The organism is Micromonospora sp. C95 (assembly GCF_018070465.1).
In the GTDB taxonomy this organism is placed as follows: Bacteria; Actinomycetota; Actinomycetes; order Mycobacteriales; family Micromonosporaceae; genus Micromonospora.
This window is the reverse complement of record NZ_JAGPXT010000012.1, coordinates 124413-149048: the sequence shown is the minus strand read 5'-3', so window position 1 is coordinate 149048 and position 24636 is coordinate 124413. Positions and strand designations below refer to the sequence as shown.

Annotated in this window: 27 protein-coding genes and 1 pseudogene; 17 read left to right on the top strand and 11 right to left on the bottom strand. The window is 71.1% G+C overall.

The window, feature by feature from the left end:
• The first annotated feature begins 71 nt into the window (after positions 1–71).
• Positions 72–947: a biotin--[acetyl-CoA-carboxylase] ligase gene (locus KBX00_RS16555; protein ID WP_210827911.1), complete on the top strand. Its 876-nt coding sequence runs from the start codon at positions 72–74 to the stop codon at positions 945–947.
• A gap of 211 nt (positions 948–1158) precedes the next feature.
• A complete protein-coding gene (locus KBX00_RS16550; protein WP_210827909.1) occupies positions 1159–1716 on the top strand; it encodes a PH domain-containing protein in 558 nt (185 codons plus the stop codon).
• A gap of 44 nt (positions 1717–1760) precedes the next feature.
• On the opposite strand, the gene KBX00_RS16545 is transcribed toward KBX00_RS16550, so the two are convergent.
• The 3 genes and pseudogenes from KBX00_RS16545 to KBX00_RS29850 all read right to left on the bottom strand — a co-directional run.
• Positions 1761–2477 carry a GtrA family protein gene (locus KBX00_RS16545; protein WP_210827903.1) on the bottom strand — a complete coding sequence of 239 codons (717 nt, stop codon included), beginning with the start codon at positions 2475–2477 and terminating at the stop codon, positions 1761–1763.
• Positions 2478–2540: 63 nt separating this feature from the next.
• On the bottom strand, positions 2541–3068 hold the full coding sequence (locus KBX00_RS16540; protein WP_210827959.1) for a GtrA family protein: 528 nt from the start codon (positions 3066–3068) through the stop codon (positions 2541–2543).
• A 191-nt stretch (positions 3069–3259) separates the two neighbouring features.
• A pseudogene (locus KBX00_RS29850) lies at positions 3260–3347 on the bottom strand (GtrA family protein); the annotation flags it as partial.
• Between the two features lie 138 nt (positions 3348–3485).
• On the opposite strand from KBX00_RS29850, the gene KBX00_RS16535 reads away from it, so the two are divergent.
• Positions 3486–5336 carry a phosphoenolpyruvate carboxykinase (GTP) gene (locus KBX00_RS16535; protein WP_210827902.1) on the top strand — a complete coding sequence of 617 codons (1851 nt, stop codon included), beginning with the start codon at positions 3486–3488 and terminating at the stop codon, positions 5334–5336.
• Positions 5337–5367: 31 nt separating this feature from the next.
• On the top strand, positions 5368–6222 hold the full coding sequence (locus KBX00_RS16530) for a hypothetical protein (RefSeq protein WP_210827901.1): 855 nt from the start codon (positions 5368–5370) through the stop codon (positions 6220–6222).
• On the opposite strand, the gene KBX00_RS16525 is transcribed toward KBX00_RS16530, so the two are convergent.
• Positions 6169–6633: a hypothetical protein gene (locus tag KBX00_RS16525; RefSeq protein WP_210827900.1), complete on the bottom strand. Its 465-nt coding sequence runs from the start codon at positions 6631–6633 to the stop codon at positions 6169–6171. The two genes, KBX00_RS16530 and KBX00_RS16525, sit on opposite strands and share 54 nt — an antisense overlap.
• Before the next feature lie 382 nt (positions 6634–7015).
• Between KBX00_RS16525 and KBX00_RS16520 the strand changes: the two genes are divergently transcribed.
• Together KBX00_RS16520 and KBX00_RS16515 are read left to right on the top strand one after the other, a co-directional pair.
• Entirely contained in the window at positions 7016–8200 is a 1185-nt protein-coding gene (locus KBX00_RS16520) for a geranylgeranyl reductase family protein (protein WP_374225309.1), read from the top strand.
• A 31-nt stretch (positions 8201–8231) separates the two neighbouring features.
• Positions 8232–9002 (top strand): isoprenyl transferase, encoded by a 771-nt coding sequence (locus tag KBX00_RS16515; RefSeq protein WP_210827898.1) that lies wholly within the window; start codon positions 8232–8234, stop codon positions 9000–9002.
• A gap of 31 nt (positions 9003–9033) precedes the next feature.
• Here KBX00_RS16515 and otsB read toward each other — a convergent pair whose 3' ends face one another.
• The 3 genes from otsB to KBX00_RS16500 all read right to left on the bottom strand — a co-directional run bounded on the left by otsB (position 9034) and on the right by KBX00_RS16500 (position 10881).
• On the bottom strand, positions 9034–9858 hold the full coding sequence (gene otsB / locus KBX00_RS16510; RefSeq protein WP_210827897.1) for a trehalose-phosphatase: 825 nt from the start codon (positions 9856–9858) through the stop codon (positions 9034–9036).
• Between the two features lie 69 nt (positions 9859–9927).
• On the bottom strand, positions 9928–10281 hold the full coding sequence (locus KBX00_RS16505; RefSeq protein WP_210827888.1) for a hypothetical protein: 354 nt from the start codon (positions 10279–10281) through the stop codon (positions 9928–9930).
• Between the two features lie 159 nt (positions 10282–10440).
• On the bottom strand, positions 10441–10881 hold the full coding sequence (locus tag KBX00_RS16500; RefSeq protein WP_210827887.1) for a helix-turn-helix transcriptional regulator: 441 nt from the start codon (positions 10879–10881) through the stop codon (positions 10441–10443).
• Between the two features lie 264 nt (positions 10882–11145).
• Between KBX00_RS16500 and KBX00_RS16495 the strand changes: the two genes are divergently transcribed.
• From KBX00_RS16495 to KBX00_RS16475, 5 genes are all read left to right on the top strand, one after another.
• Positions 11146–11490: a hypothetical protein gene (locus tag KBX00_RS16495; RefSeq protein ID WP_210827886.1), complete on the top strand. Its 345-nt coding sequence runs from the start codon at positions 11146–11148 to the stop codon at positions 11488–11490.
• 28 nt (positions 11491–11518) lie between these two features.
• Positions 11519–11947, top strand: a complete 429-nt coding sequence (locus tag KBX00_RS16490) for a hypothetical protein (protein ID WP_210827881.1) — start codon at positions 11519–11521, stop codon at positions 11945–11947.
• A 383-nt stretch (positions 11948–12330) separates the two neighbouring features.
• The gene (locus KBX00_RS16485) at positions 12331–13746 is read left to right on the top strand and encodes a PhoH family protein (RefSeq protein ID WP_210827874.1); all 1416 of its coding nucleotides are present in this window, start codon (positions 12331–12333) and stop codon (positions 13744–13746) included.
• A gap of 289 nt (positions 13747–14035) precedes the next feature.
• Positions 14036–14710, top strand: a complete 675-nt coding sequence (locus KBX00_RS16480; RefSeq protein ID WP_210827873.1) for a lytic transglycosylase domain-containing protein — start codon at positions 14036–14038, stop codon at positions 14708–14710.
• A gap of 101 nt (positions 14711–14811) precedes the next feature.
• Positions 14812–15465: a rhomboid family intramembrane serine protease gene (locus KBX00_RS16475; RefSeq protein WP_210827872.1), complete on the top strand. Its 654-nt coding sequence runs from the start codon at positions 14812–14814 to the stop codon at positions 15463–15465.
• On the opposite strand, the gene KBX00_RS16470 is transcribed toward KBX00_RS16475, so the two are convergent.
• Positions 15395–16393: a DMT family transporter gene (locus KBX00_RS16470; RefSeq protein ID WP_307868745.1), complete on the bottom strand. Its 999-nt coding sequence runs from the start codon at positions 16391–16393 to the stop codon at positions 15395–15397. The genes KBX00_RS16475 and KBX00_RS16470 overlap by 71 nt on opposite strands.
• A gap of 26 nt (positions 16394–16419) precedes the next feature.
• Complete coding sequence (gene glpX, locus KBX00_RS16465; RefSeq protein ID WP_210827868.1) at positions 16420–17451, bottom strand: class II fructose-bisphosphatase; 1032 nt, start codon at positions 17449–17451, stop codon at positions 16420–16422.
• Between the two features lie 144 nt (positions 17452–17595).
• Between glpX and KBX00_RS16460 the strand changes: the two genes are divergently transcribed.
• From KBX00_RS16460 to KBX00_RS16450, 3 genes are all read left to right on the top strand, one after another.
• Entirely contained in the window at positions 17596–18171 is a 576-nt protein-coding gene (locus KBX00_RS16460) for a DUF4245 domain-containing protein (protein ID WP_210827863.1), read from the top strand.
• Positions 18172–18304: 133 nt separating this feature from the next.
• On the top strand, positions 18305–19108 hold the full coding sequence (locus KBX00_RS16455; protein WP_307868735.1) for a hypothetical protein: 804 nt from the start codon (positions 18305–18307) through the stop codon (positions 19106–19108).
• 235 nt (positions 19109–19343) lie between these two features.
• Complete coding sequence (locus KBX00_RS16450; protein ID WP_210827861.1) at positions 19344–20177, top strand: hypothetical protein; 834 nt, start codon at positions 19344–19346, stop codon at positions 20175–20177.
• 218 nt (positions 20178–20395) lie between these two features.
• On the opposite strand, the gene KBX00_RS16445 is transcribed toward KBX00_RS16450, so the two are convergent.
• Both KBX00_RS16445 and xseA read right to left on the bottom strand, forming a co-directional pair.
• Entirely contained in the window at positions 20396–20626 is a 231-nt protein-coding gene (locus tag KBX00_RS16445; protein WP_374225308.1) for an exodeoxyribonuclease VII small subunit, read from the bottom strand.
• A 163-nt stretch (positions 20627–20789) separates the two neighbouring features.
• A complete protein-coding gene (xseA, locus tag KBX00_RS16440; protein ID WP_210827947.1) occupies positions 20790–22010 on the bottom strand; it encodes an exodeoxyribonuclease VII large subunit in 1221 nt (406 codons plus the stop codon).
• Between the two features lie 158 nt (positions 22011–22168).
• Between xseA and KBX00_RS16435 the strand changes: the two genes are divergently transcribed.
• The 3 genes from KBX00_RS16435 to KBX00_RS16425 all read left to right on the top strand — a co-directional run bounded on the left by KBX00_RS16435 (position 22169) and on the right by KBX00_RS16425 (position 24598).
• Entirely contained in the window at positions 22169–23158 is a 990-nt protein-coding gene (locus KBX00_RS16435; protein WP_210827855.1) for a 4-hydroxy-3-methylbut-2-enyl diphosphate reductase, read from the top strand.
• 77 nt (positions 23159–23235) lie between these two features.
• A complete protein-coding gene (locus KBX00_RS16430; protein ID WP_210827854.1) occupies positions 23236–23688 on the top strand; it encodes a hypothetical protein in 453 nt (150 codons plus the stop codon).
• A 73-nt stretch (positions 23689–23761) separates the two neighbouring features.
• Complete coding sequence (locus KBX00_RS16425) at positions 23762–24598, top strand: hypothetical protein (RefSeq protein ID WP_210827853.1); 837 nt, start codon at positions 23762–23764, stop codon at positions 24596–24598.
• The last annotated feature ends 38 nt before the right edge of the window (positions 24599–24636 follow it).

The following is a 24636-nucleotide window of genomic DNA, read 5'->3' as shown; positions in this document are numbered from 1 at the left end:
GGAATATAACGATGGTTCAGGCCGCCGCCGCTGTGCACTCCGCCTCACCGGGCTACCCGTAGGCTGGTGGCGTGCCGGGTTCTCCGTACACCGATCTGGATCGTCCGCCGCTGTCGGCGGCCCGGCTGCGTCGGGCGTTGGTCGCGCCGTACGGTCCGTGGTCCCGGCTGGAGTTGCGGACGGAGACCGGGTCCACGAACGCCGACGTCGCCGAGGCGGCCCGGGCGGGGGAGCCGGAGGGGCTGGTCGTGGTGGCCGAGCGGCAGACCGCCGGCCGGGGGCGGCGCGGGCGGGTCTGGCAGTCGCCGCCGCGCGCCGGCATCGCCACAAGCGTGCTGCTGCGGCCCGGCGAGGCCGTGCCGGCCCGAGGCTGGTCGCCGGCACCACCGGCGGGGTACGGGTGGCTGCCGTTACTGGCCGGCGTGGCGCTGGTCGAGGCGGTGACGCTGCTGGCCGAGCTGGACGCCACCCTGAAGTGGCCGAACGACCTGCTCATCGGGGGTGCCAAGTGCGCCGGGATACTCGCCGAGGGGGTGCCCGGGCCGGGGCTGAGCGACCCGCCGGCGGTGGTTGTCGGCATCGGGCTGAACGTGACGCTGCGCGCCGACGAGCTGCCGGAGCATCCGACCGGGCTGCCGGCCACCTCGCTGCAACTGGCCGGCGCGTCGGCCACCGACCGGGATCCGCTGCTGCGGGCCCTGCTCCGCTCGGTCGCCGACTGGTACGCCCGGTGGCGTGCGGCCGGCGGCGACGCGGCGGCAAGTGGTCTGCGCGAGGCGTACCTGTCGGCGTGCGGCACCGTCGGCCGCGAGGTCCGCGCCCTGCTCCCCGACGGCACCACCCTCACCGGCACCGCCACCGGCGTCGACCCTGACGGCCAACTGATCCTCTCCACCCCCACCGCCCAGCACCCCCTGGCCGCCGCCGACCTCCACCACCTCCGCTAACTGTCCGGCCCCGCCCTCCAACCCCCGCGATCTTGCACTTTTCGTCGGGGCAGATAGGCGGTTAAGGGGCATTACGGCGACCACAAGTGCAAGATCGCGGAAGCCGGGCGGGGCGGGTGCGGGGTCGGTGGGGGTGTTGAGCCGCGTGGTGGATGTGGGGTGGGGCGGTGGGGGGTTACGGTCTGGGCGTCCGTTTCTGGTTGGAGGTTCCGTGGCGTTTCCCGAAGACGTGCTCAGTGAGGATGAGCACGTCGTGCTGCACATGCATCCGCACTGGAAGGCGCTGATCCGGCCGGTGGCGGTGCTGGTGCTCGCCATCGCCGCAGTGGTGGTCGGCGTGCTGTTCCTGCCCTCGGGCGGGGGCGGTTCCGTGACGCTCGCGGTGATCGGTGGGCTGGCCCTGCTGGCCGTGATGGTGCTGGCGGTGTGGCCGTATGTCTCCTGGCGCAGCACCCACTACCTCTTCACCAACGAACGGGTCGTGCTCCAGCACGGCGTCTTCTCCCGCGATCGCCGAGACATCCCGCTGAGCCGGGTCAACGACCATTCGATGAGTCAGCAGTTCGCCGGCCGGTTGCTGGGTTACGGAACGCTGACCATCGAGTCGGCCGGTGAGCGCGGGCAGTCCGTGCTGCACGACGTGCCGAAGGTCGACCGGGTCCAGACGCAGCTCTACGAGCTCGTGGAAGCGTTCCACGACCGGCACTCGCTCGGTGACGGTGAACTGCGCGAGATTCTCGGCGAGCGGGACAAGAGCGCCGGAGCGTAACCGCCAGGCCCGAGCCGGCACGGCCTGCCTGTGTGGGCGCCCGGTCAGCGGCGGCGAGGGCGGCGGGGGGCCGGGGCAGGCTGCAACTGGGCGGCCAACTCGGCCTCCAGTTCGGCGTCCAGCTCCGCCGTCAGCCGGGCCTCGTCGGGCAGCGACGCGGACCTCGGCTGGAGTGGCCGAGGTGTCACGGCGGGCCCGGCTGCGGGCGGCTGCTCCTCCTCCAGTTCCGTCACCGACTCGGCGAGTTCGGCCACCGGGTCCATCCCGGCCATCGAGTCCCACTCGTCGCGGGGCAGGCCGTGCCACCGCTGCGTCGCCTCGGCCGGTGCGGCGGGCTGGAAGACGAAGGTTCGGTACGACCAGAAGCGGAACAGCGTCGCCAGCACCACGCCGCCGGTCTTCGCGATGTTCAACGCCAGCAGCCCGGTCACGCCCAGCCCGTACTTGGCTGCGGCGAGTACACCGAGTTCGATCAGCAGCCCGGCTCCGTTGAAAAGGAAGAACAGGGCGTATTCCCGCTGCATGGCAGATTTTGGACGATCACGGTACGTCCAGTGTCGATTCATCAGATACGACGTGATGGTGGCCACGATAGTGGCGACGACGGTCGCCTTCAGTTGACCGTCGACGAAGACCGTGAGTGCGAGTGCGTTGAACACGGCGTAATTGATGACCGTGTTGATGCCACCGACCAGGCCGAATTTGAGTGCCTCGTGGATGAACTTCTGCCAGCGCTCAGGCAGCAGACGGACGAGAGGCATGCGCAACACCTTAGGGCAGTGGGTCGGGGTCGGCTGGCTCCGACCGATCGAGTGGGCGGCAGGTCACGCCCGGCGGTCCTGGTTCGCTTCCGCGACGGGTGGCGTTCCCGCTTCGACGAAGACGAACCGTCGGTACGACCAGAATCGGAACAGCGTGCCGAACCCGGTGCCCACGATGAAGCTGGCGACGTTGTCGGCCAGCCGCGTCTGGAAGACGGACGGCCAGATGCTGCCGAGCCCGTAGTGGCTGATGGCGAGGCAGGCCACCGCGATGCCCAGGCCCACGGCGTTGAAGAAGAAGAACAACGCGTACTCCCGGGCCGGGTGGGAGCGCTTGCGGTGCCGCCAGGTCCAGAACCGGTTGCCCAGGAAGGCGAAGGTCGCCGCGATCACCGTGGCGATCGTCTTGGCGGTGATCTGCTCCACGCCCTGCGGGCCGATCAGGTAGTTGAACAGGGCGAAGTCGATGAGGAAGGCGATCCCGCCGACGGTCGCGAACTTGCTCATCTCCCGGACGAGGTGACCGAAACGGTCGATCAGGGAGTGAACCAGACCCGGTCGGGTCTGCCGGGAGCCTGGCTCCCCGGTCATCGTGGCGGCCACCGTGCGAGCGTACCGGTTGGCGGGCCCGTGAGCGGGTAGCAACGGTCACCGGGGTGCGCCGCTGCGGCGGCACGGACGGGCACGAACGGAGCGTAACCGCATCCGTGCGATCGGGTGTTGTTTATCGCTTCGGTGCGCCCGGTCGAAAAACGCCGGCGCGGGTGCTGTCAGCAGGAGGTCCACCGAAGGATTTGCGTGAAACTGCGCGTGAAAGCGGGTAAAGGCTCGTGATGCCGCAGCGTGACCGCACCTTGTGCAGTTCTTCACAACCAGTCCCACTGACTGGAGAGGTCCCTCGGTTTACGCTGAGGCCAATCCCAGGTTTCCACGAAGGCGACGCGCATCGCGGCGCCGCGACTCGTGCACTCCATAGACCGGTCAGCGTCGACCACAAGGAGATGTGTCATGGTTGCTCCGGCCACCGTTCGGGGTATCGATCAGGCCCCTACTTCCCACCCGAAACTCCTCGCCTGGGTCCGTGAGGTCGCTGAACTGACCACCCCTGACCAGGTCGTCTGGGTGGACGGGTCCGACCAGGAATGGCGTCGCCTCACCGACGAGCTGGTCGAAGCCGGCACGCTCATCCGGCTGAACCCCGAGAAGAAGCCCAACTCCTTCTACGCGCGTACCGACCCGACGGACGTCGCCCGGGTCGAGGAGCGCACCTTCATCTGTTCCGTGGACGAAGCGGACGCCGGGCCCACGAACAACTGGATGGCGCCGGCCGAGATGAAGCGGACCATGACCGAGCTCTACCGTGGCTCGATGCGCGGCCGGACGATGTACGTCATCCCGTTCTGCATGGGCCCGGTCGAGGCCGAGAACCCGATGTTCGGCGTCGAGATCACCGACAGCCCGTACGTGGTCGCCTCGATGCGGATCATGACCCGGATGGGCGCCTCGGTCCTGCAGGCCATGGGCGACGATGCCGACTTCGTGCACGCCCTGCACTCGATCGGCGCGCCGCTGGCCCCTGGTCAGCAGGATGAGGCCTGGCCGTGCAACGACACCAAGTACATCTCCCACTTCCCGGAGACCCGCGAGATCTGGTCCTTCGGTTCCGGGTACGGCGGCAACTCGCTGCTCGGCAAGAAGTGCTACTCGCTGCGGATCGCCAGCGTAATGGGGCGCGACGAGGGCTGGCTCGCCGAGCACATGCTGATCCTGAAGATCACCTCGCCGGAGGGTCAGGTCTACCACATCGCCGGTGCCTTTCCGTCGGCCTGCGGCAAGACCAACCTGGCCATGTTGGAACCGACCATCCCCGGTTGGAAGGTCGAGACGATCGGCGACGACATCGCCTGGATGCGGTTCGGCCCGGACGGCCGGCTCTACGCAATCAACCCGGAATACGGCCTGTTCGGCGTCGCACCGGGCACCGACTGGAAGACGAACGCCAACGCCATGCGGACGTTGGACCGGGGCAACTCCATCTTCACGAACGTCGCCCTCACCGACGACGGTGACATCTGGTGGGAGGGCATGGGCGAACCGCCGGCCCACCTGATCGACTGGAAGGGCAACGACTGGACGCCGGAGAGCGAGAACCTCTCCTCGCACGCGAACAGCCGGTTCTGCACCCCGATCACCCAGTGCCCGATTCTGGCCGACGACTACTACGACCCCAACGGCGTACCGATCGACGCGATCCTGTTCGGTGGTCGGCGGCGCGACACCGTGCCGCTGGTCACCGAGGCCCGGGACTGGGTGCACGGCGTCTACCTGGGCGCCACGCTCTCCTCGGAGACCACGGCCGCCGCCTCCGGTGCGGTAGGTGTGGTCCGTCGCGACCCGATGGCCATGCTGCCGTTCATCGGTTACCACGGTGGCGACTACTTCCGGCACTGGATCGAGATGGGCAAGGGCGCCGACGGCGACGAGTCGAAGCTGCCCAAGGTCTACTACGTCAACTGGTTCCGCAAGGACCCGGAGGGCGGCTTCCTCTGGCCGGGCTTCGGCGAGAACTCGCGGGTGCTCAAGTGGATCGTCGAGCGGATCGAGGGCCGGGCGGACGCCGTGGAGACCCCGATCGGCATGGTGCCGACCCTGGACTCCCTGGACGTCGAAGGGCTGGACATGACGCCGGAGGACGTCCGGATCGCGCTGAAGGTGGACCCGGACGAGTGGCGCGACGAGCTGCCGCTGGTCACCGAGTGGTTCGAGAAGTTCGGCGACAAGCTGCCCGGTGTCCTCTGGGCCGAGTTGGACGCCCTGCGGGCCCGACTCGACGCGGAGCAGCCGCAGCGGGGGGTGTGATCGACGACGGATCCGGGCATCATCGGATGCCATGAGGACGGCCGCCGAGACCGAGGTCCGGCGGCCGTCCGCCGTCCGGGCACTTACCGCACTGCTGGCGGTTACGGCCGCGGCCACCGTCGTGGTCGAGGTGCTCAACTGGTGGTACGCGCCGGAGCAGGGCTTCGGACTCGCCGTACGCACCGGCTGGGCGATGCTGCGCTCGTTCGGCTTCCTGCTGCTCATCGGGCACGTGCGGCGCGGCCGGACGGTGGCCCGCCCGTTCGGCCTGATCCTCGCCGTCACCACCGTCTTCGCGGTCGGCCGGCTGATCGTGCCCCGCCAGGGCGTGCCGCCGCTGCCCGGCCTGCTCGGCTTCGCCCTGCTCACCACGCTCTGCGCGACAGTGGTCTGGTTGCTGTACCGGTCGTCGGCGCTCGCCGAGCACCTGGTGCGGCACCGGCCCCGGCTGGTGATCGACCGCACCGGCATCTCCTGGCGGGAAACGCCACCGCGCCGGCCAGAGGCGGGTGCCTGGCTGCTGACCGCCCGGGTGGCGGCGTTCACCTACAGCCCGTTGATGCTGGTGCCGGCCCTGGTCGCCACCGCCGCGATCGTGGACGGGCGGTTGCTCGCCGTACCCGCCGTGCTGCTCTGGCTGGGTGCCGGCATCGCGACCAGCTATCTGGTGCTGTTCTGCACGGCGTTCCTGCTGCGCGGCCGACGCTGGGCAGGCACCCTGCTCGTCGTCGTCACGGTCGCGGTGCTCGCCGTCGACCTTCCGTTGTGCTGGTGGCTACTCGGCGTCGATGGCCTCATCCGCGACGGCGCACCCCTGATCGTCGCCGCCGGGCTAACCATCTACGGCATCCGCCGCGCCACCCACCTGACCCCGTCGCCGACCTGATTCCCGCCCCGCCGCCGCGCCCCGCCGCCGCGCCCCGCCGCCGCGCCGGGCTGCCGCGCCGGGCTGCCGCGCCGGGCTGCCCCGCTGCCGCGCCAGGCTGCCGCGCCGGGCTGCCTCGCCGCCGCGCCGGGCTGCCGCGCTGCCGCGCTGCCGCGCCGGGCTGCCGCGCCGGGCTGCCGCGCCGGGCTGCCGCGCCGGGCTGCCCCGCTGCCGCGCCAGGCTGCCGCGCCGGGCTGCCGCGCCGGGCTGCCTCGCCGCCGCGCCGGGCTGCCGCGCTGCCGCGCTGCCGCGCCAGGCTGCCGCGCCGGGCTGCCGCGCCGGGCTGCCCCGCCGCCCCGCCGCCGCGCCGGGCTGCTGCGCTGCCCCGCCCCGCCGGGCCGCGCCCTCGTCCCACCGCCAAGATCCGCGCAACTTCCCTGATGTTGCTGCCTCAGCCGAGCCCCGAGGCAGCAACATCAGGGAAGTTGCTGGGTTCCTGAGCGCGTCGGGTGCTGCTCGCCCGGCCGCTTGCTCTGCTTCAACTGGCGCACCAGATCCGGGACGATCGCAGTGCGTTGGGTGGAGCAGAGCAAGCGGGGCCGATGTGAGGCGACTTGGTGCAAGGTGCGGTTCGAGGCGCCGGGTGTGCGGGGCGGGTGTGTAAAGGGCCGGGTGTGTAAAGGGCCGGGTGTGTGAAGGGGCGGGTGTGTAAGGGGCCGGGTGTGAGACGGGCCGGGTGTGAGGTGAGGGCGGGTGGGTGGCCGTTGCGCCCCTGCGGGGGTGGTGGGAGTCGAGGTCGGGCGCCGCGCGCGGTGTGCGGGGTTGCCGATGGTCGAGTGGAGCGGGAGGAGGGGCTGTGCGCGACGAGTTCGACGTGGTGGTGGTCGGGGCGGGGCCGGCGGGGGCGGCTGCCGCGCTGGCGGCCCGCCAGGCAGGTGTCGAGGTTCTGCTGTTGGACCGGGCCGATTTTCCCCGGGACAAGGCCTGCGGCGACGGTATCGCCGCGCACGCCCTTGACGTGCTCGCCGAACTGGGTGTGCCTGACGCGGTGGCCGGTTTCGCGCCGGTGCCGGCGCTGCGGCTGGTGGCGCCGGACGGCGGCGCCGTGGCGCGGGCGTTGCCCAGGCCCGCGTACACCGTGCCACGGCAGGTGTTCGACGCCCGGCTGGTGGCGGCGGCGGTCCGGGGCGGCGTGCCGCTGAGCCGGCGGGCGGTGCGCCGGGTCGAGGTGCGCGCCGACCGGGTCGTGCTGGACGGGGAGATCTCCGCCGGGGTGGTGGTGGGTGCCGACGGTGCCGGGTCCGTCGTGCGCCGGGCGCTTGGCGAGCCGACGAATCCGGACCGTCACCTGGCGCTGGCCATCCGGGGGTACGCGCCCGCGCCGCCCGGTCCGCCCACGCAGGTCATCGTCACCTCGGCCGCCCGCTGGCCGGCGTACGCCTGGTCGTTCCCGATCGGTGACGGCCGGGCGAACGTCGGGTACGGGGAGGTGCTGCGGGGCGAGTCGCTGACCCGCGCGCACCTGCTCGACCGGCTGGCCGCGCTGTTGCCGGGCACCGATCCGGCGGCGGTCGGCTCGCTGCGCGCCCATCACCTGCCCCTGTCCACGTTCCGCCCGGTGCCGGGGCGGGGCCGGGTGGTGCTCGCCGGCGACGCGCTCTCGCTGATCAATCCGCTGACCGGCGAGGGGATCTTCTACGCGCTGCGCTCCGGTGCGCTGGCCGGGTACGCCGCCGTCGGTGCACCCGAGCAGGCGGCGCGGCGGTACGCGGCCGCCCTGCGTCACCGGCTCGGCACCCACCTGCGGCACAGTTCGGCGGCGGCCTGGCTGGCCCGGCGTCGCCGGGTGGTGGACGCGGCGGTGCGGGCGGCCGGTCGGGACGGACGGGTCTTCGGCAGGGTGACCGAGCTGGGACTGGGCGATGGGTTGCTGGACGGCCGGACGCTCGGCCTGATCGCCCTCGGCCTGTCGGTGCGGCATCGGCCACCGGCACACTGATCCGTACGACGGCTCGCTACCCTGCTAGGTGATGAGTCTGCGGAAACTTCTCTACTCCGTCTACGAGCGGCGGCTCACGGCCAAGCTCGCGGGTCGGCCGGTGCCCCGCCACGTGGGCGTGATGTGTGACGGTAACCGCAGGTGGGCCCGGGAGATGGGCTTCGTCGATCCGAACGACGGGCACCGGATGGGTGCCGAGCGGATCAAGGAACTGCTGCGGTGGTGTGACGCCGCCGGCGTGGGGCACGTGACCCTCTGGCTGCTCTCCACCGACAACCTGTCCCGCCCGTCGGCCGAGTTGGATCCGCTGCTCCAGATCATCGAGGATCTCACCACCGAGCTGGCCGAGGAGGGCAACCCCTGGCGGCTGCGGATGGTCGGTGCGCTCGACGAGCTGCCGACGCGCCTCGCGACGGCGCTCAAGACGGCCGAGGAGCGGACCCGGGAACGCGCCGGCAGCGCCCAGGTCAACATCGCCGTCGGGTACGGCGGGCGGCGGGAGATCGCCGACGCGGTGCGCTCGTTGCTGCTGGAACACGCGGCGAACGGCGGCACGCTCGAGGAACTGGCCGGTTCGCTCGACGTCGACGACATCTCCGAGCACCTGTACACCCGCGGCCTGCCGGATCCGGATCTGATCATCCGGACCAGCGGTGAGCAGCGCCTCTCCGGCTTCATGCTCTGGCAGTCGGCGCACTCGGAGTTCTACTTCTGCGAACTGAACTGGCCCGACTTCCGCCGCGTCGACTTCCTCCGCGCACTGCGCTCGTACGCCACCCGTCAGCGCCGCTACGGGGTCTGAGACGCCGTAGCGGCACCGGTCCCGGTCCGGCTCAGGTGAGCCGGTGGGTCGCGTCGGTGAGAAAGTCACCCAGGGCGGCGGGGGAGTCGATGGTGAGGTCGGCGGCCTCGGCGACCTCGTCGCCGGTCTCCGGGTTGGCGACGGCGACGCAGACACCGAGGAAGTCGGGGTCGGCGGCGGCGCGGGCCCGGAGCGCGGCGAAGGCCTTGATGTCGGAGACGTCGTCGCCGAAGTACCAGGCCGCGCGTACGCCCTGCACCAGCTCGTCGATCACCATGCCCTTGTCCCGGTCGACCGGCGGTTTGATCTCCAGGACCATCCGTCCGACCTGCACCCGCAGGCCGAGACGCTCGGCCTGATCCCGGCCCCACTGTTCGACGGTGGCGGCCAGTTGCGGGGCGGTTCGCCAGTGCAGGGCCACGGACAGCCGCTTGTACTCCACAAGGGTGCCCGGTGGCAGCTCGGCGCGACCGAGTTCGGCGAGTTCAGCCATCGTGGGCACCCACGGCAGGGCGGCCAGCTCGGTGACCGTACCGCCGCCGGAGTGGCTGTGTTCCAGGCCGTAGAGGCCGTACAGATCGACCCCGGTGAGCCCACCGAAGTGTTCGCGCAGGAAGTCCACCGGTCGGGCCGAGACGATCGCGATGCGCCGCACGATCGGCGCGAGTGTCTCGATGGCGGCCAGCACCTTCGGCGCGGGCTGCACCTGCGTCGGATCGTCGGCGACCGGCGCGAGGGTGCCGTCGAAATCGAAGAAGAGGACGGTCTCGGCCGCCCGGTCGGCGGTTGCCCGCCAGGCCTGGTCGGCGTTCAGCGGGGTCTTCGGCTGCTGGTTGCCCAGATTCAACGGCGGCACGCGCGAAAGCGTACCCCGGGTTCGACCGGTCAATCCTGACCTGAATCCGGTGTGGGCGACGGGTGTGATTCAGCGTTCGGCGGCCCCACGTCCCCGGCGTCCGAACGGCACCACCGCCGCCTCCTGGCCGTGGCTCAGCAGGTAGCCCTCCACGAAACCGGAGTTCCGGTCACCGGTGTGCGCCTCGATCTCCCGTAGCCGCTCCACCAGGAACTCGGTGAGCGCGGTGAGCCGGTCGTTGAGCCGGTCGTGCAACTCGGCGACCACGGCCAGGACGATCGCGGTGCTGGCGGTGGCGAGCGCGAAGAGGTTGACGAGCAGCGGAAGCTGCCCGCCGTTCAGGGTCAGGGTCACCGCGTTGCCGGTGATGCACAGCGTCACCGAGACGGTCGCGACCACGACAGCCATCCATTTCAGGGTCATGGAGAGACCCCTTTCTGTCCCGCAGGGCTGGGTTCGGCCTTGTCCCGTCCCCCCGCCGACGACGAGCCCAAGCAGTACGAATACGGACGCTAGCGCGCCCGATCCCGCCCCGTAGCGAAACGAATGAGGCTGACCTGCCGTTCTTTCGCCATCTGAGAACTAGCTGGCGGCGTCCCCTCGTTTTCGGACACCGAGCGGCAACGTCGGGCGATATGCGAGATATCGAATGGTTTCCCGGATGTGGAACTTCTCCGCATCCGAGACGTCGGGATCGACCAGCCGGCGGAGCAGTGCCTCGACGTCGGGATCCATCGGTGGCGGTGGCGGTGCGCTCCGGCGGGAGGTCGTCCGGTCCCAGCCCAGCGCCGCGAAGGCCACGGTCGGGTCGAGCCCGAGACCCTCGCAGAAGGCCACCACCCGCTCGGCCTCCGGGTCGCTGGCCCAGTCGCCGCGTACCCACCGGTTGATGGTCTGCCGCGAGACGCCGGTACGTCGGGAGACCTCGGTGCCGCTCCACGCCCGGGTCGCGCGGGCCTCTTCGAGGGCGCGCCGGACGAAGGTGGCGAAGGCGATCTTCCGGGCGTTGGCCGTCTCGGTCACCTCGTGACCGTACGACCGTTGAGCCTGGGTGACGGCGCCTGCCACGCGTCTGTCACGCTTGCGTGACGTCGTTGTGGTCTGGCCGGAAGCGGGTCCGACACTCTTTCTGAGGGGTGCCACCTGGGCAGGATAGATGTACGTAGGTGCGGAGGCAAACGAACGAAAAGCTGATACTGTCACGTTCATGGGACAACCTACGGTGTGTCACGTGCATGAGACGATCAGTGCTCACCTGCGTCACGCGCCCGGTGCGAGGGGGACGCGGTGACCGAACTCGCAACCCGTGCTCAGGCGTTCAGCCTGGTGGCCGAGGGGGTCGCCGCCGGGCTCAGTGCGCCGTGGCGCCTCTACCTCGCCCGCGGCTGCCGCTACCTGTCGCTGAGTGTCGGTGACCGAGCCGAGTGGAACGCCTGGCGGACCCATCTCGGCTGCCCGGAACTGAGCGTCCGGGTCTACGACGCCGGCGGCGAGATCCGCCGCTCCTCGATGGCCGAGGTGGTCATGGACGGCTGTCGGATCAGTGTCGAGTTGGTGGAGGAGGTCGGCACCGACGACCTCGACCGGCTGCTGGTCGTCGACCCCACCACTGTCGAACCGGAGGAACGATGACGGCCGCGCGGCGCACCGGAGCCGCCGGATGAGCCCGTTCCTGGCGATCTTCCTGGTGCTCGTGCTCGCCGCGACGAGCTACGCCGCCGGGCGGCTGCACGGGCAGCTCAGTTACCGGATCGGTTACCGCTTCGGCTACCGGCAGGGCTACTTCGACGGTGACCGTGGGGCCTGGAACCGGCGTCGCCGGGAGGCTCAGGCGGCCATCGCCTCCGCCCTCTCCGTCACCGCAGCCTCGCCGCCGCCCGCTCGGGTCTCGGCCAGCGTGAACCCGCTTCAGCCACGCGGGGCGGGCGTACCACCGCCGGCGCTGCGTGCCGACGCACCACCGGGGGAGATCGAGAAAAGCCCGACAGCTCGCCCGGGCACCACGTACACCGGGTCGTCCTTCGCGGAGCCGGCCGCCTCGGTCACCGGGCGGCACCCGACCGGCACCCTCGTCCGACGGACCGGCTGAACCGGTCACGGGCTCCGGCCCGTCCACAGACGCGGCGCGTACCCCCTCGCGGGTGGCGCCGCCGGGGCCACGTCAGACCGGTGGCGGTGGTCCCACCGGCCGGGATGCGCGCAGGGGGCATGCATCCCGGCCGGTGCATGTCCTCGTCCTCGCGGGGTTGCGGACCTTCCTGGCTGCCCCGGCCAGCGGCCGTTCATGAGCGACTACTAGCCGGGACGGGTGTGGGGAGCTAGCGTCTAGGCATGGCGCGGGGTTGTCCCGAGCCAGCCGGCCCGCCCGGCCTGCGACCTCGCGCACGGGGCCCGCATCCGACCCCGTGTCAGCCGGGCATCCGGAGGAGGCGGACCGCGGGTGGCCGGGTGCCCATCCGCCGGAGCAGGCCTGTGACGACTCGCCGTACGACCGCCGGTGCCGACCAGGGCCCGGCCGCGACTACCACGACCCGCCGCAGCACCCGGAGCCGCCGTACGGCGGCCGCCGGTTCGGTCGACCCCAGGGAGCCTCGACCAGCGGGCCAGTCATTTGTTCTGGACACCTCGGTCCTGCTCAGCGATCCGGCGGCATTCCACCGCTTCGCCGAGCACGAGGTGGTGCTTCCGCTGGTGGTGATCTCCGAGCTGGAGGGCAAACGGCATCACGCGGAGCTGGGCTGGTTCGCCCGACAGTCGCTACGCATGCTCGACGAGCTGCGGGTGCGCCACGGTCGGCTCGACCGGCCGGTGCCCGCCAACGACGTCGGCGGCACGCTGCGGGTGGAGCTGAACCACACCGACGACGGGGTACTGCCGCCCGGCTTCCGCAACGAGTCCAACGACGCTCGGATCCTCTCCGTCGCGCTGAACCTCGCCGCTGAAGGGCGGGAGGTGACGCTGGTCAGCAAGGACATGCCGTTGCGGGTCAAGGCCGCCTCCGTCGGGCTGCGTGCGGACGAGTACCGGCACGGCCAGGCCAGCGACCCGACCTGGACGGGAATGGCCGAGCTGGAACTCGCCGAGGACGACATCACCCGGCTGTACGCGGGCGAGGTCATCGACGTGGACGCGGCGGCCGGTCTGCCCTGCCACACCGGCCTGGTGCTGCACTCGTCCCGGGGCTCGGCGCTTGGCCGGGTGCTGCCGGACAAGACCGTGCGGCTGGTCCGGGGCGACCGGGAGGCGTTCGGTGTGCACGGGCGCTCGGCCGAGCAACGGGTCGCGCTCGATCTGCTGCTCGACGAGTCGATCGGCATCGTCTCGCTCGGCGGCCGGGCCGGTACCGGTAAGTCCGCCCTGGCGCTGTGCGCGGGGCTGGAGGCGGTGATGGAACGTCGCCGGCACAAGAAGGTGATCGTCTTCCGCCCGCTGTACGCCGTCGGTGGGCAGGAACTGGGCTACCTGCCCGGCTCGGAGTCGGAGAAGATGTCGCCCTGGGCGCAGGCGGTCTTCGACACCCTCGGCGCGGTGGTGCACGAGAACGTGCTGGAGGAGGTCACCTCACGCGGTCTGCTCGAGGTGCTGCCGCTGACCCACATCCGGGGCCGCAGTCTGCACGACGCCTTCGTCATCGTCGACGAGGCGCAGTCACTTGAGCGCGGCGTGCTGCTGACCGTGCTCTCCCGGATCGGCCAGGGCTCGCGGGTGGTACTGACCCACGACGTCGCTCAGCGGGACAATCTGCGGGTCGGACGGCACGACGGCGTCACGGCGGTGATCGAGGCGTTGAAGGGTCATCAGCTGTTCGCGCACGTGACGCTCAGCCGTTCGGAGCGATCGCCGATCGCCGCGATGGTGACGGACCTGCTGGAGGACATCCCGACCTGACCACCTTTTTGGGGGATATTCCGCCGAAATTCGGTGTGACCCACGTCACAATTGAGGTCCGCAGTTTCCCATCAGCCTCACTGTGCGCGATGGTGTCCCACGGGCGCCCACGCACCGGACGCATCGTTGGCGATCGTTCGTCACTCCAACCGCGGAGCGGACGACGCCGGCCAGGCGAGGCGGTGCGTCCACGGTGGCCGGTACGCCGGCCACGGGCGCCCGTGGTGCGCCACGACCGCAGCAGGGTCGCGGCACGCCGCGACCCTGACCCCGACGAAGGGATCACTTCGTGAGTCGGCCGTGGAGCCGGTTCGCCGCCCGCACCGCAGCCGTCGCGCTGCTCTCGGTGGGCGTGGCCGGTGGTTTCTACCTCAGTGAGGACCGCCAGTCCCAGCGCTCAGGCCCCGGCGCTCAAGTGGCCGGCAGCGTCAGCGACGTCGACGTCAACGTCGAGTACCGGCAGCAGGAGACGGTCTCCCGCCAGGTGCGTACCGCCCGGCAGCAGGCCACCGAAGTGCGGAAGCAGGCCAAGGCCGCCGCCGAGAAGGCCCGCAAGGCCGAGGAGGCGGCGCGCAAGAAGGCCGAGGAGAAGGCCGCCAGGGAGGCCGCGGCCCGGGCCGCGAAGCCGTACGACGGCCCGATCCCCGAGTCCTGCGAGGAGTACAGCGGTAACCGGAAGGTCGGCTGCGCGCTGATGATCGACGCGGGCTTCAAGATCGACCAGTTCCCCTGTCTGGACAGGCTCTGGAACAAGGAGAGTGGCTGGAACCACAAGGCCCGCAATTCCTCCTCCGGGGCGTACGGCATCCCGCAGGCGTACCCGGGGAACAAGATGTCCTCGGTCGGTTCCGACTGGGAGACCAACCCGGTCACCCAGATCAAGTGGGGGCTCGGCTACATCAAGGGCCGCTACAGCACACCCTGTGCGGCGTGGAACCACTCGCAGGCCAAGGGTTACTACTGAGCTGAACCACGGCGGCGGGGCGCGGAGAACGCGTCCCGCGGCCGTGCGCCTCGTGCCCGGAAAAGTGGCGGCCACCGGCGTTTACTGATAGCTGTTTACGGGTGACCCTGCTCCCCGCAAACGGCGATCCCCACCGGTTCGGCACCGTGGCCTTCTACGCGTCCATCGGCCGGGCGTTCGTCGCCATGTGCGCGGTGGTTCCGGTGCTCTTTCTGATCGAGGGCCTCGACGTCTGGCTGGGCGCCGGGTTCGACTCCGCCGCCGGGATCATCCCGCAGCGCATCGACGGGCTGGACGGCGTCTTCTTCTCGCCGTTCCTGCACCACGGCTTCGACCACCTCTACAGCAACAGCATCCCGCTGATCCTTCTCGGCACCTTCGTGCTGGCCGCGGGCGCCCGGCGCTTCCTCTGGTCCACCCTGGTGATCGTCCTGGTGAGCGGGCTCGGCGTGTGGTTCACCGGTTCGTCGAACACGATCGTGGTCGGCGCCAGCGGGGTGATCTTCGGGTATCTCGGCATCCTGCTCACCCGGGGCATCTTCGAGCGGAGCTGGTGGAACTTTGCCGTGTTCCTGCTGGTCGGGCTCCTCTACGGCGGCCTACTGGTCGGCGTGCTGCCCACCGACGAACGGATCTCCTGGCAGGGGCACCTGTTCGGGTTGCTCGGCGGCATCGTGGCCGCGATCATCTTCCGTCGCCGTCGGTCCGACCTCGACGGGCCGTACCGCTCCGAGTCCCCGATGACCATGCCCTGACCTGTCCGCCGAGCGCGGCGACCGCCACCGCGACCAGGGTCAGGACGGCACCGAGCAGGGTTGTCGGGTCGGGATGCGAGGCGGCGGAGGGCATCAGCACGTCCAGCAGCACGGCACCGATCACCTGGCCGGCGACGGTGGCCAGGCCGAGCAGCAACACACCGGTTAGACGCACCACCGCGGCGGCCACCGCGATGAACGCGACGCCGATCGGCCCGCCGAGGTAGAGCCAGCCGTCGGTGGGCAGTCCGCCGGGCGGCAGACCCCGCAGCGTGAGGCTGACGAGGAACGCGACAAGCAGCACCGCCGTACCGGCGGCGAAGTTGACGAGCGTGGCGGTCAGCGTGCTCTCGGTAAGCACCCGGACCCACCCGTTCACCGCCTGCTGCCAGGCCACCGCCACGCCGGCCAGCAGCGGCAGCAGGGCCAGAGCGAGGGTGGACGGCTCGCGGAACCGGTCGCTGACCGCCAGCAGCACCGCGACCACGGTCAGCGCCGCACCGGCCAGTCGGGCGCCGGTCACCGGGCGCCGGCCACTCGGGCCGATCCCCGCCCGGTCGACAAGCAGGCTGCTGGCGGACTGGCCCGCCACGACCGCCACGGTGAACACCGCGACTCCCAGGGTGCCGACGGTGGCGCCCTGGCTGAAGACCAGGAACGCGCCGCACGCACCGCCGAGGCACTGCCAGGGCCGCAGCGTCCGGCGGCTCAGCGCGGTACGCAGCGTCGCCAGCCCGCGCCGCCCGGCGTCGGTGGCCGGGACCAGCACCAGCAACAGCAGCAGGCCCGAACCGAACGAGACGACCGCGGCGGCGACCCCGTCACCGAGGCGTACGCCCAACTCGCCGTTGATCCGCGACTGCGTCGCCACCCCGACCCCGGCTCCGGTCGCCAGCGCCACCGCGCCGAACCGGCGACCCGCCGACACCGCCGGCCGGGTCGCCGTGGGGGCACTCAAGCCTGTTCGTCCAGTGGCCGACCGTCGAAGTCCACCGCCGAGTACAGCGCCAGCTTCTCCAAGCGGTGGTACGAGTCGATCACCCGGATGGTGCCGCTCTTGGAGCGCATCACGATCGACTGGGTGTACGCCCCGCCGGCCCGGTACCGCACGCCGCGCAGCAGGTCCCCGGAGGTGATGCCGGTGGCCACGAAGAAGCAGTTGTCGCCGGTGACCAGGTCGTCGGTGGTGAGCACCCGGTCCAGGTCGTGGCCGGCCGCGACCGCCTTCTCACGCTCGGCGTCGTCGCGCGGCCAGAGCTTGGCCTGCATCATGCCGCCCATGCACTTCAGCGCGCAGGCGGCGGTGATGCCCTCCGGGGTGCCGCCGATGCCCATCAGCACGTCGACGTCCGACTCGCCGCGCGCGGCGGCGATCGCACCGGCGATGTCGCCGTCGGAGATGAAGCGGATGCCGGCCCCCGCGCGGCGGATCTCGTCGACCAGGCCGTCATGCCGGGAACGGTCGAGCACACAGACCGTGACCTCGGCGAGGCTTGTGCCCTTGGTCTTCGCGATGCGACGAAGATTTTCGACAGTACCGGCCTCGATGTCCACCACGTCCGCGTAGGCCGGGCCGACGGCGAGCTTCTCCATGTAGAAGACCGCGCTGGGGTCGAACATCGCACCGCGTTCGGCCACGGCCAGCACCGCGAGCGCGTTCGGCATCCCCTTGCTCATCAGGGTGGTGCCGTCGATCGGGTCCACCGCGACGTCCACCTCGGGACCGTCGCCGTCGCCGACCTCCTCGCCGTTGAACAGCATCGGGGCGTTGTCCTTCTCGCCCTCGCCGATCACCACGACGCCCTTCATCGGGATCGAGTTGATCAGCTTGCGCATCGCGTCGACGGCGGCGCCGTCGCCGCCCTCCTTGTCGCCCCGGCCGACCCACCGGCCGGCGGCCATCGCCGCGGCCTCGGTGACCCTGACCAGATCGAGGGCGAGGTTGCGGTCGAGGTTCTGTGGAATTCGCGTCCTGATGGTGGTCATGAAAACGGCTCCTCCTCGCGGCGGTGCGGGGCGGGCCGGCGCTGCCGGCTTCGTTGCTGATCCTCACACGATGGCGGATGCGCAGCCGGGTCGGGGCGGTGATGGGACGGATACCGCCGGTCGGGCGGCTGCGAGAATGGCCGGGTGGAACCTGCACAGCCTGCTGACCGCAAGCCCGACGACGAGTCCGTGCCACCACCCGCAGCCGCCGCGAAGTCCGAGCGGTCACCGCGGGACATGGCCATCTCGCTGCTCGTGCTGCTGATCCCGATCGCCCTGCTGCTCGCCTTCTACCGGGGCTTTCTCGGTGGGGACCAGCCGAACACGGTCGATCCGGCGCCCGCCTTCGAACAGGCCAGATCGGCCGGTGCGTTTCCGGTGAGCGAGCCGGCCGAACTGGGTGACGGGTGGCGGGCGGTACGCGCGGCCTACCGCACGGCCGAGGACGGAGCGATCCTCCGGGTGGGATATGTCACCCCGGAGGGGCGGGGCCTGCAACTGGTGCAGAGCAACGTGCCGCCGGAACGGCTGCTGCCGGCCGAGCTGACCGACAAGGGCCGCCCGCAGGGGCAGACCGATCTCGGGTCGGGCACCTGGCAGCGGTACACCGCCCGGGGCAACGAGCAGGCGTTGGTGCTGCTTGAGCCGCAGCGCACGGTGATCATCGTCGGCGACGCCCGGGACAACGAGCTGCGCACGCTCGCCACTGCCGTGGACTGAACGACCGCCACCGACGCGGGTGGGCCGCCGCATCGGGTGCCCCCTGCATGTCGGCGCGATCCGCTACGCTCCCCGGGTTCGCTACCCGGCCAGCAGTGGTCGCCGGGCTTTCCTGCTTGAAGAGAGACGATCTGTGAACATTCGACGGTGGAGCGTGGGCCTGATCGCCGCCACGCTGCTTGTTCCTGGCCTCGCCGCCTGCAACAACTCCAGCGGCGACTCGCCCTCCGCGGGCGCCTCGACCGATTCGGGCATTCCGGCCGACCCGAAGGCGGCGCTTCTCGCCTCCACCAAGGGGCTGGCCGAGGGCAACTTCACGTTCACCATCGCGGCTGACTCGATGACCGGCAAGGGCACGTTCCACAAGCCCAGCAACAGCGCTCAGATGGCGATGACCGTGGGTGACGAAGACTTCACCATGGACTTCGACCTCATCCAGATCCAGCCGGACACCTGGGTGAAGGTCGACCTTGGTGACCTGTTCGCCGGTGTCCCGGGGATGGAGGCGATCAAGGACAAGTACCAGCACCTTGACGCCGCCAAGGCCAAGGACGCGAAGAACCTCGACATCTTCAAGGAGGGCACCGACCCGGCCGACGCCGCCGGCATGTTCGAGGGCCTCGCCGAGGTGCAGAAGACCGGCGAGGGCGCCTACAGCGGCACCTTCGACCTCACCTCGGTGAATGACTCGGTGGCCGCCGACGAGGACATGCTCAAGGCGCTCGGCGACAAGGCCAAGGCGATCCCGTTCACCGCGAAGCTGGACGCCGAGGGCCGGCTCACCGAGCTGGTTCTGTCCCTGCCCGCGGCGGGCGAGACCAAGGCTCAGGACATCAAGGTCAACTACGCCGACTACGGTGCCGCGACCGCCGTGCAGAAGCCGCCGGCGGACCAGGTCATCGAGGCGAGCGAGCAGACCTACGAGATGTTCAAGTAGGCCGAGCGGCAATGCTACGGGGGTGGGCTCAGCCCACCCCCGTTCGCGTTCCGGTCGACCGGGATCGCCGGTACGCGCCCTCGTCGAGGGCGCGTACCGAAGATCGGGCTGCGCGGCGACGAAGGTCCGGAGGGATGTGGTCGGTTTCGGGTGATTGCCGGGGCGGGCGGCAGGGAACAGAGGAGGGGAGCCTCCGGCGCGAGAACGCACCGGATGACCCTGCTGGGAGAGACCGATGACCGTTCGACGACTGAGCGCCGGCCTCGTGGCCGTCGCCCTCTTCACGCCCGGCGTCGCCGCCTGCACCACCACCACCGGCGACGGCGGGCCGAGCGCCACACCGTCCGCCACCGCCACCGGTGCCGCACCCGAGGTCGACACCGAGGCGAAGCAGGCGTTGCTGGACTCGACCCGGGAGATCCGCAACGGCAACTTCAGGTTCAGCATGTCCGGGGCCGGCTCGACGGCCGAGGGACAGGTGCACCAGCCGAGCCAGACCGCCGAGATGCGGGTACGCCTCGGCGAGTCGACCGACGACCTGGCGATCAGCCTTGACGTCATCCACGCCAAGCCGGACAGCTGGGTGAAGCTGGACCTTCAGGGCCAGGCGGCCAGCGGCGTGCCCGGGGCGGACCGACTCAACCTCGGCAAGTACCACCACCTCGACCAGAGCCGGATTCAGGGCAACCGCAGCCTCGGCTTCGACTTCGACAAGGTCGACCCCGCCGGCAGCGAGGCGTTGACGCAGGCCGTCACCGACGTCCGCCGCACCGGCGACGGAGCGTACGCGGGCACTCTCGACCTGTCGAAGGCGGCCGACGCCGGTTCCCTCGACCCGAGCGTGGTCGCCGCGCTCGGCGCGGAGGCGAAGTCGGTGCCGTTCACCGCGACGACCGACGCCCAGGGACGGCTCACCGAGATGGTCATCCGACTGCCCGAGGGTGGCCGGCCCGCCGGGCAGGAGATCAGGGTGACCTACTCCGACTACGGCAACGCGACCGAGGCGACCAAGCCGCCGGCCGACCAGGTCGTGGAGGCGCCGCCGGAGCTGTACAACCTGTTCGACTGAGCGAAGCACGGCGAGGTGGCCGGACGGCCGCCTCGCCCGAAACGAACCCGTACGCATCGCGGCGGGAGCCGGTCGGCTCCCGCCGCGCCGGCTGCCGGGATCGGCTGGACAACCCGTCACCTGGCCGTGCCGTGTCGGTCGGCCTGCCGGTCACCCGGGTGCTGGGCTGGCCGTGCCGGTCGGCCTGCCGTCGGCGGCGGATGCGCCTGCGAGCCTGGTCAGGCAGCCGGCTCAGGTCGGGTGGCGTCGATGCGGGCGCGGGCACCGTCGAGCCAACGCTGGCAGATGACCGCCAGCGCCTCGCCGCGCTCCCACAGCGCCAGCGACTCCTCAAGCGACGTGCCGCCGGCCTCCAGCCGCTCCACCACCGACGCGAGTTCGGCGCGGGCCTGTTCGTAGCTGAGTCGCTCGTCCGACCCGCTTGTCTTCTCGTCAGTCATCGCACCCATCTCAGCACAACCGCCCGACACCACCGGCGACCACACCGCCGTCGTCCGCGCCCGCGTGGGATAACGCCGCCGGTACCGATCCGGCGGTTGTGACGCCGTGGCGCACGACGGCGGCTCACGAACCCCTCGGCCCCGGCGGCACGATGGGCCGTGGGCGTACCGGTCAGGCGTCGACCGTGGCGGACAGTTCGCCGTCGGCGAGGCGTACCCGCAGCGGATCGCCGGCCGCCACCTCGGTGGCCGCGCGTACGACGTGGCCGTCCCCGCGTTGCACGATGGCGTACCCACGGTCGAGGGTGGCGGCCGGGGAGAGAGCGCGCAGCCGGGCCAGGGTGTGCCGGAGGTCGTCGTCGGCGGCGGCGAGCCGGTGGTCCAGACAGCGGCCGGCGCGCTGGCGTAGCGCGACCAGTTCGGCGGCCCGTTGCTCGACCATCACCTGTGGCCGGGCCAGCACCGGTCGGGAGCGTAGCGCGTCGATGCGGTGGGCCTCCCGATCGACGAGGTTGTGCACGGCCCGGTGCAGCCGGTGCCGGGCCTGCTTGATCAGGCGTACCTCCTCGGCGAGATCGGGGACCACCCGTTTGGCCGCGTCGGTGGGGGTCGATGCCCGGACATCGGCCACGTAGTCGACAAGCGGCGCGTCCGTCTCGTGGCCGATGGCGCTGACCACCGGTGTGCGACAGGCGAAGACGGCTCGGCACAGGGCCTCGTCGGAGAAGGGAAGCAGATCCTCGATGCCACCCCCGCCGCGGGCCAGAATGATCACGTCGATGCTCGGGTCCGCGTCCAGCACCTTCAGCGCGTCCACGATCTGCGGAACGGCGGCCGGGCCCTGCACGGCCACGTTCACCGTGCGGAACTCCACCGCCGGCCAGCGTCGGCGGGCGTTCGTCAGTACGTCCCGCTCGGCGGCACTGGCCCGACCGGTGATGAGCCCGATCCGCTGCGGCAGGAACGGTGGGCGGCGCTTGCGCGCCCGGTCGAACAAGCCCTCGGCGGCCAACAGTTTCTTGAGCTTCTCCAGCCGGGCGAGCAGTTCACCGAGGCCGACCTGACGGATCTCGTCGGCGCGCAGACTGAGCGTGCCCCGGGCGGCGTAGAACTCGGGCTTGGCGTGCAGCACCACGCGGGCGCCCTCGCGCAGTTCCGGCGCGCCGGAGTCGAGGACGTCGCGGTTGGTGGTGACCGTGAGACTCAGGTCGGCGGACGGGTCACGCAGCGTCAGGAACACGGTGCTGGCGCCGGGCCGCCGACTGATCTGCGCCACCTGCCCGTCGACCCAGACCCACCCGAGCCGGGCCACCCACGCGCCGATCTTCTGGCTGACCACCCGCACCGGCCACGGTTCATCCGAGCTGCTCTTCCCACCCGTCCCCTCGCCCACACCCACCCCACCACCCTACGGCCCCCGCGCCGACTGGCGTTGATCATGAAGTTGTTGTGCTCGGCGCGGCGTGTCGCGGGTGACAACTTCATGATCAACGGGAGGTGGGGGGCGGCTCGGGCGCTGCCGGGTGCGGGAGTGGCACGTACGATGAGGGGGTGACTGAGGTTGAGGCGACTTCCCGGACCGGCAAGCGCGTGCTCCTGGCCAAGCCCCGCGGCTACTGCGCGGGCGTGGACCGGGCGGTGCAGACCGTCGAGGAGGCGCTCAGGCTCTACGGGGCCCCGATCTACGTCCGCAAGCAGATCGTGCACAACAAGCACGTGGTGCGGACGCTCGAGGCCCAGGGTGCGATCTTCGTGGAGGAGAACGAGGAGGTGCCCGAGGGCGCCACAGTGATCTTCTCCGCGCACGGCGTGGCCCCCGAGGTCTACGAGCAGGCGAAGCAGCGGTCCCTGAAGGCAATCGACGCCACCTGCCCGCTGGTGACGAAGGTGCACCACGAGGCGAAGCGGTTCGCCGCGGAGGACTACGACATCCTGCTCATCGGTCACGAGGGGCACGAGGAGGTCATCGGCACCTCCGGCGAGGCACCGGAGCACATCCAACTGGTGGACGGTCCGGAGGACGCCGACCGGATCACCGTGCGGGACCCGAACAAGGTGGTGTGGCTGTCGCAGACCACGCTGTCGGTGGACGAGACGATGGAGACCGTGGCCCGGCTCAAGAAGCGGCTGCCGATGCTCCAGTCACCGCCCAGCGACGACATCTGCTACGCCACCAGCAACCGGCAGCACGTGATCAAGGAGATCGCGTCGGAGTGCGACGTGGTGATCGTCGTGGGCTCACGCAACTCGTCCAACTCGGTACGCCTGGTCGAGGTGGCTCTGGACGGCGGTGCCCGTGGCGGCCACCTGGTCGACTTCGCCCACGAGATCGAGGACGCCTGGCTGGCCGATGCGCGGACGGTGGGCCTGACCTCGGGCGCCAGCGTTCCGGAGGAGTTGGTGCAGGAGGTGCTGGCACACCTCGCCGAGCGTGGCTTCACCGACGTCGAGGAGGTGGTGACCGCGAACGAGCGGCTCACCTTCTCACTGCCGCAGGAACTCAAGCGCGACATGAAGGCCGCCGCGGCGGCCCGCGACTGAGCCCCCCGGACAGGTTCGTGAGCGCGTCGGGCAGGCCCGGTGGAACTGTTCACCGGCCCGGTGCGTCTGAGTTTGGCATGAGGACCCTTCGGATCGCCGCCACCGCGTTGATCGTCTGCACGGCGCTCGCCGCCTGTGCCGGCCAGGAGGCGGGTGACGGCACCACCACCCCGACCCCGACGGGAGCGTCACCGGTGACCGAACTGCCCACCCCGGACCCGACCGGGTCCGCGCCCGCGCCCTCACCCTCCGACCCCGTGGACCCGACGGTACCCACCACCCGACCGACGGTCCGGCCGAGCGCCCCGTCGAAGCCACCCGCGACCGGCGAGATCACGTTGACCGGCCGGATCGAGTCCGGCGTCGAGCCCGGCTGCCTGCTGCTCGACGGCTACCTGCTGCTCGGCGGTCCGCGCGACGTGCTCAGCGCGGGTGCGTCGGTGACGGTGACCGGGCGTCCCGACCCGACCATGATGTCCACCTGCCAGCAGGGCACCCCGTTCGTCGTGGCCTCCGCCAGGCGGGGCTGAGTTCGTGGCCCCGGGCCGCCCGCGACGGCGGCACGGGCCGACGATGTGGATCAGATGATGGCAGGATGCCCCGGTGCGGTACCGACCGATCCTTCCTGTGCTGGCCGGAGCCCTCGCCGCCGTCCATGTCCTCGGCATCCTCACCGGAGTTCCGCTGCTGCGCCAGGCCGAGGTGGCCGCGTTGCTGCTGCTGACGGCGTACGCGCTGACCGCCCGGCGACCGGGCCGGTCCTGGGCGCTGCCGGTGGCGCTCACCGCGCTTGTCGTCGAGGCGTGGATCATGATGCCCGCCGATCCCGCCGACCGGGGATGGCAGGTCCTTCGACCTGGCGCGGTTGACCCGACCCTTGGGTTCGTCACCGGACTCCGGCTGAGCTGGGCGGCGCTGCTTCTCGTCCTGATCCTGTTGCTGACCGGTCTGCGGCGCGATGCCCGCCCGGGTCGTTTTGCCCTCGCCGGTGCGGTGCTGGCGGCGACGCTCGTGGTCGGGTACGCGGCCGTCCGGCTGGCCGAGATCCACTTTGCGGTGTCCGAGAGTGGGCGGTCCGGTCCCGGCGACACCAGCCCGTCCGGCGCGGCGGCGGTCGGCGCCATGCTGGCACCCCTCGCACTCGCCGTCGGCGCATTGGTCCTGGCGGTCCTGCTCGCCGGGCGTCGTCGCCGGGTCGCCGCCGGCGGTGCCGTCCTGCTGGCACTTGTCGCCCTGACCCACCTGGACACGGCGCTCACCGCGTTGGCGCTGCCGCGGTACGCCGAACGTGGTGTCCTGCTCTCCGCCGCGTTTCAGGCCAACGCGAGCCTGCCCGCGTCCGGACCGGCCGTCTTCGCCGCCGTCGAGTTGGCCGCGTACCTGCTGCTCGTGGTGGGTCTGGTCGGCCGTCACCCGCCACGGGTCGAGCCGGTCAGCTGACCGGCTCGACCCGTTGACGGACGGAAGCCCGCCTCCGG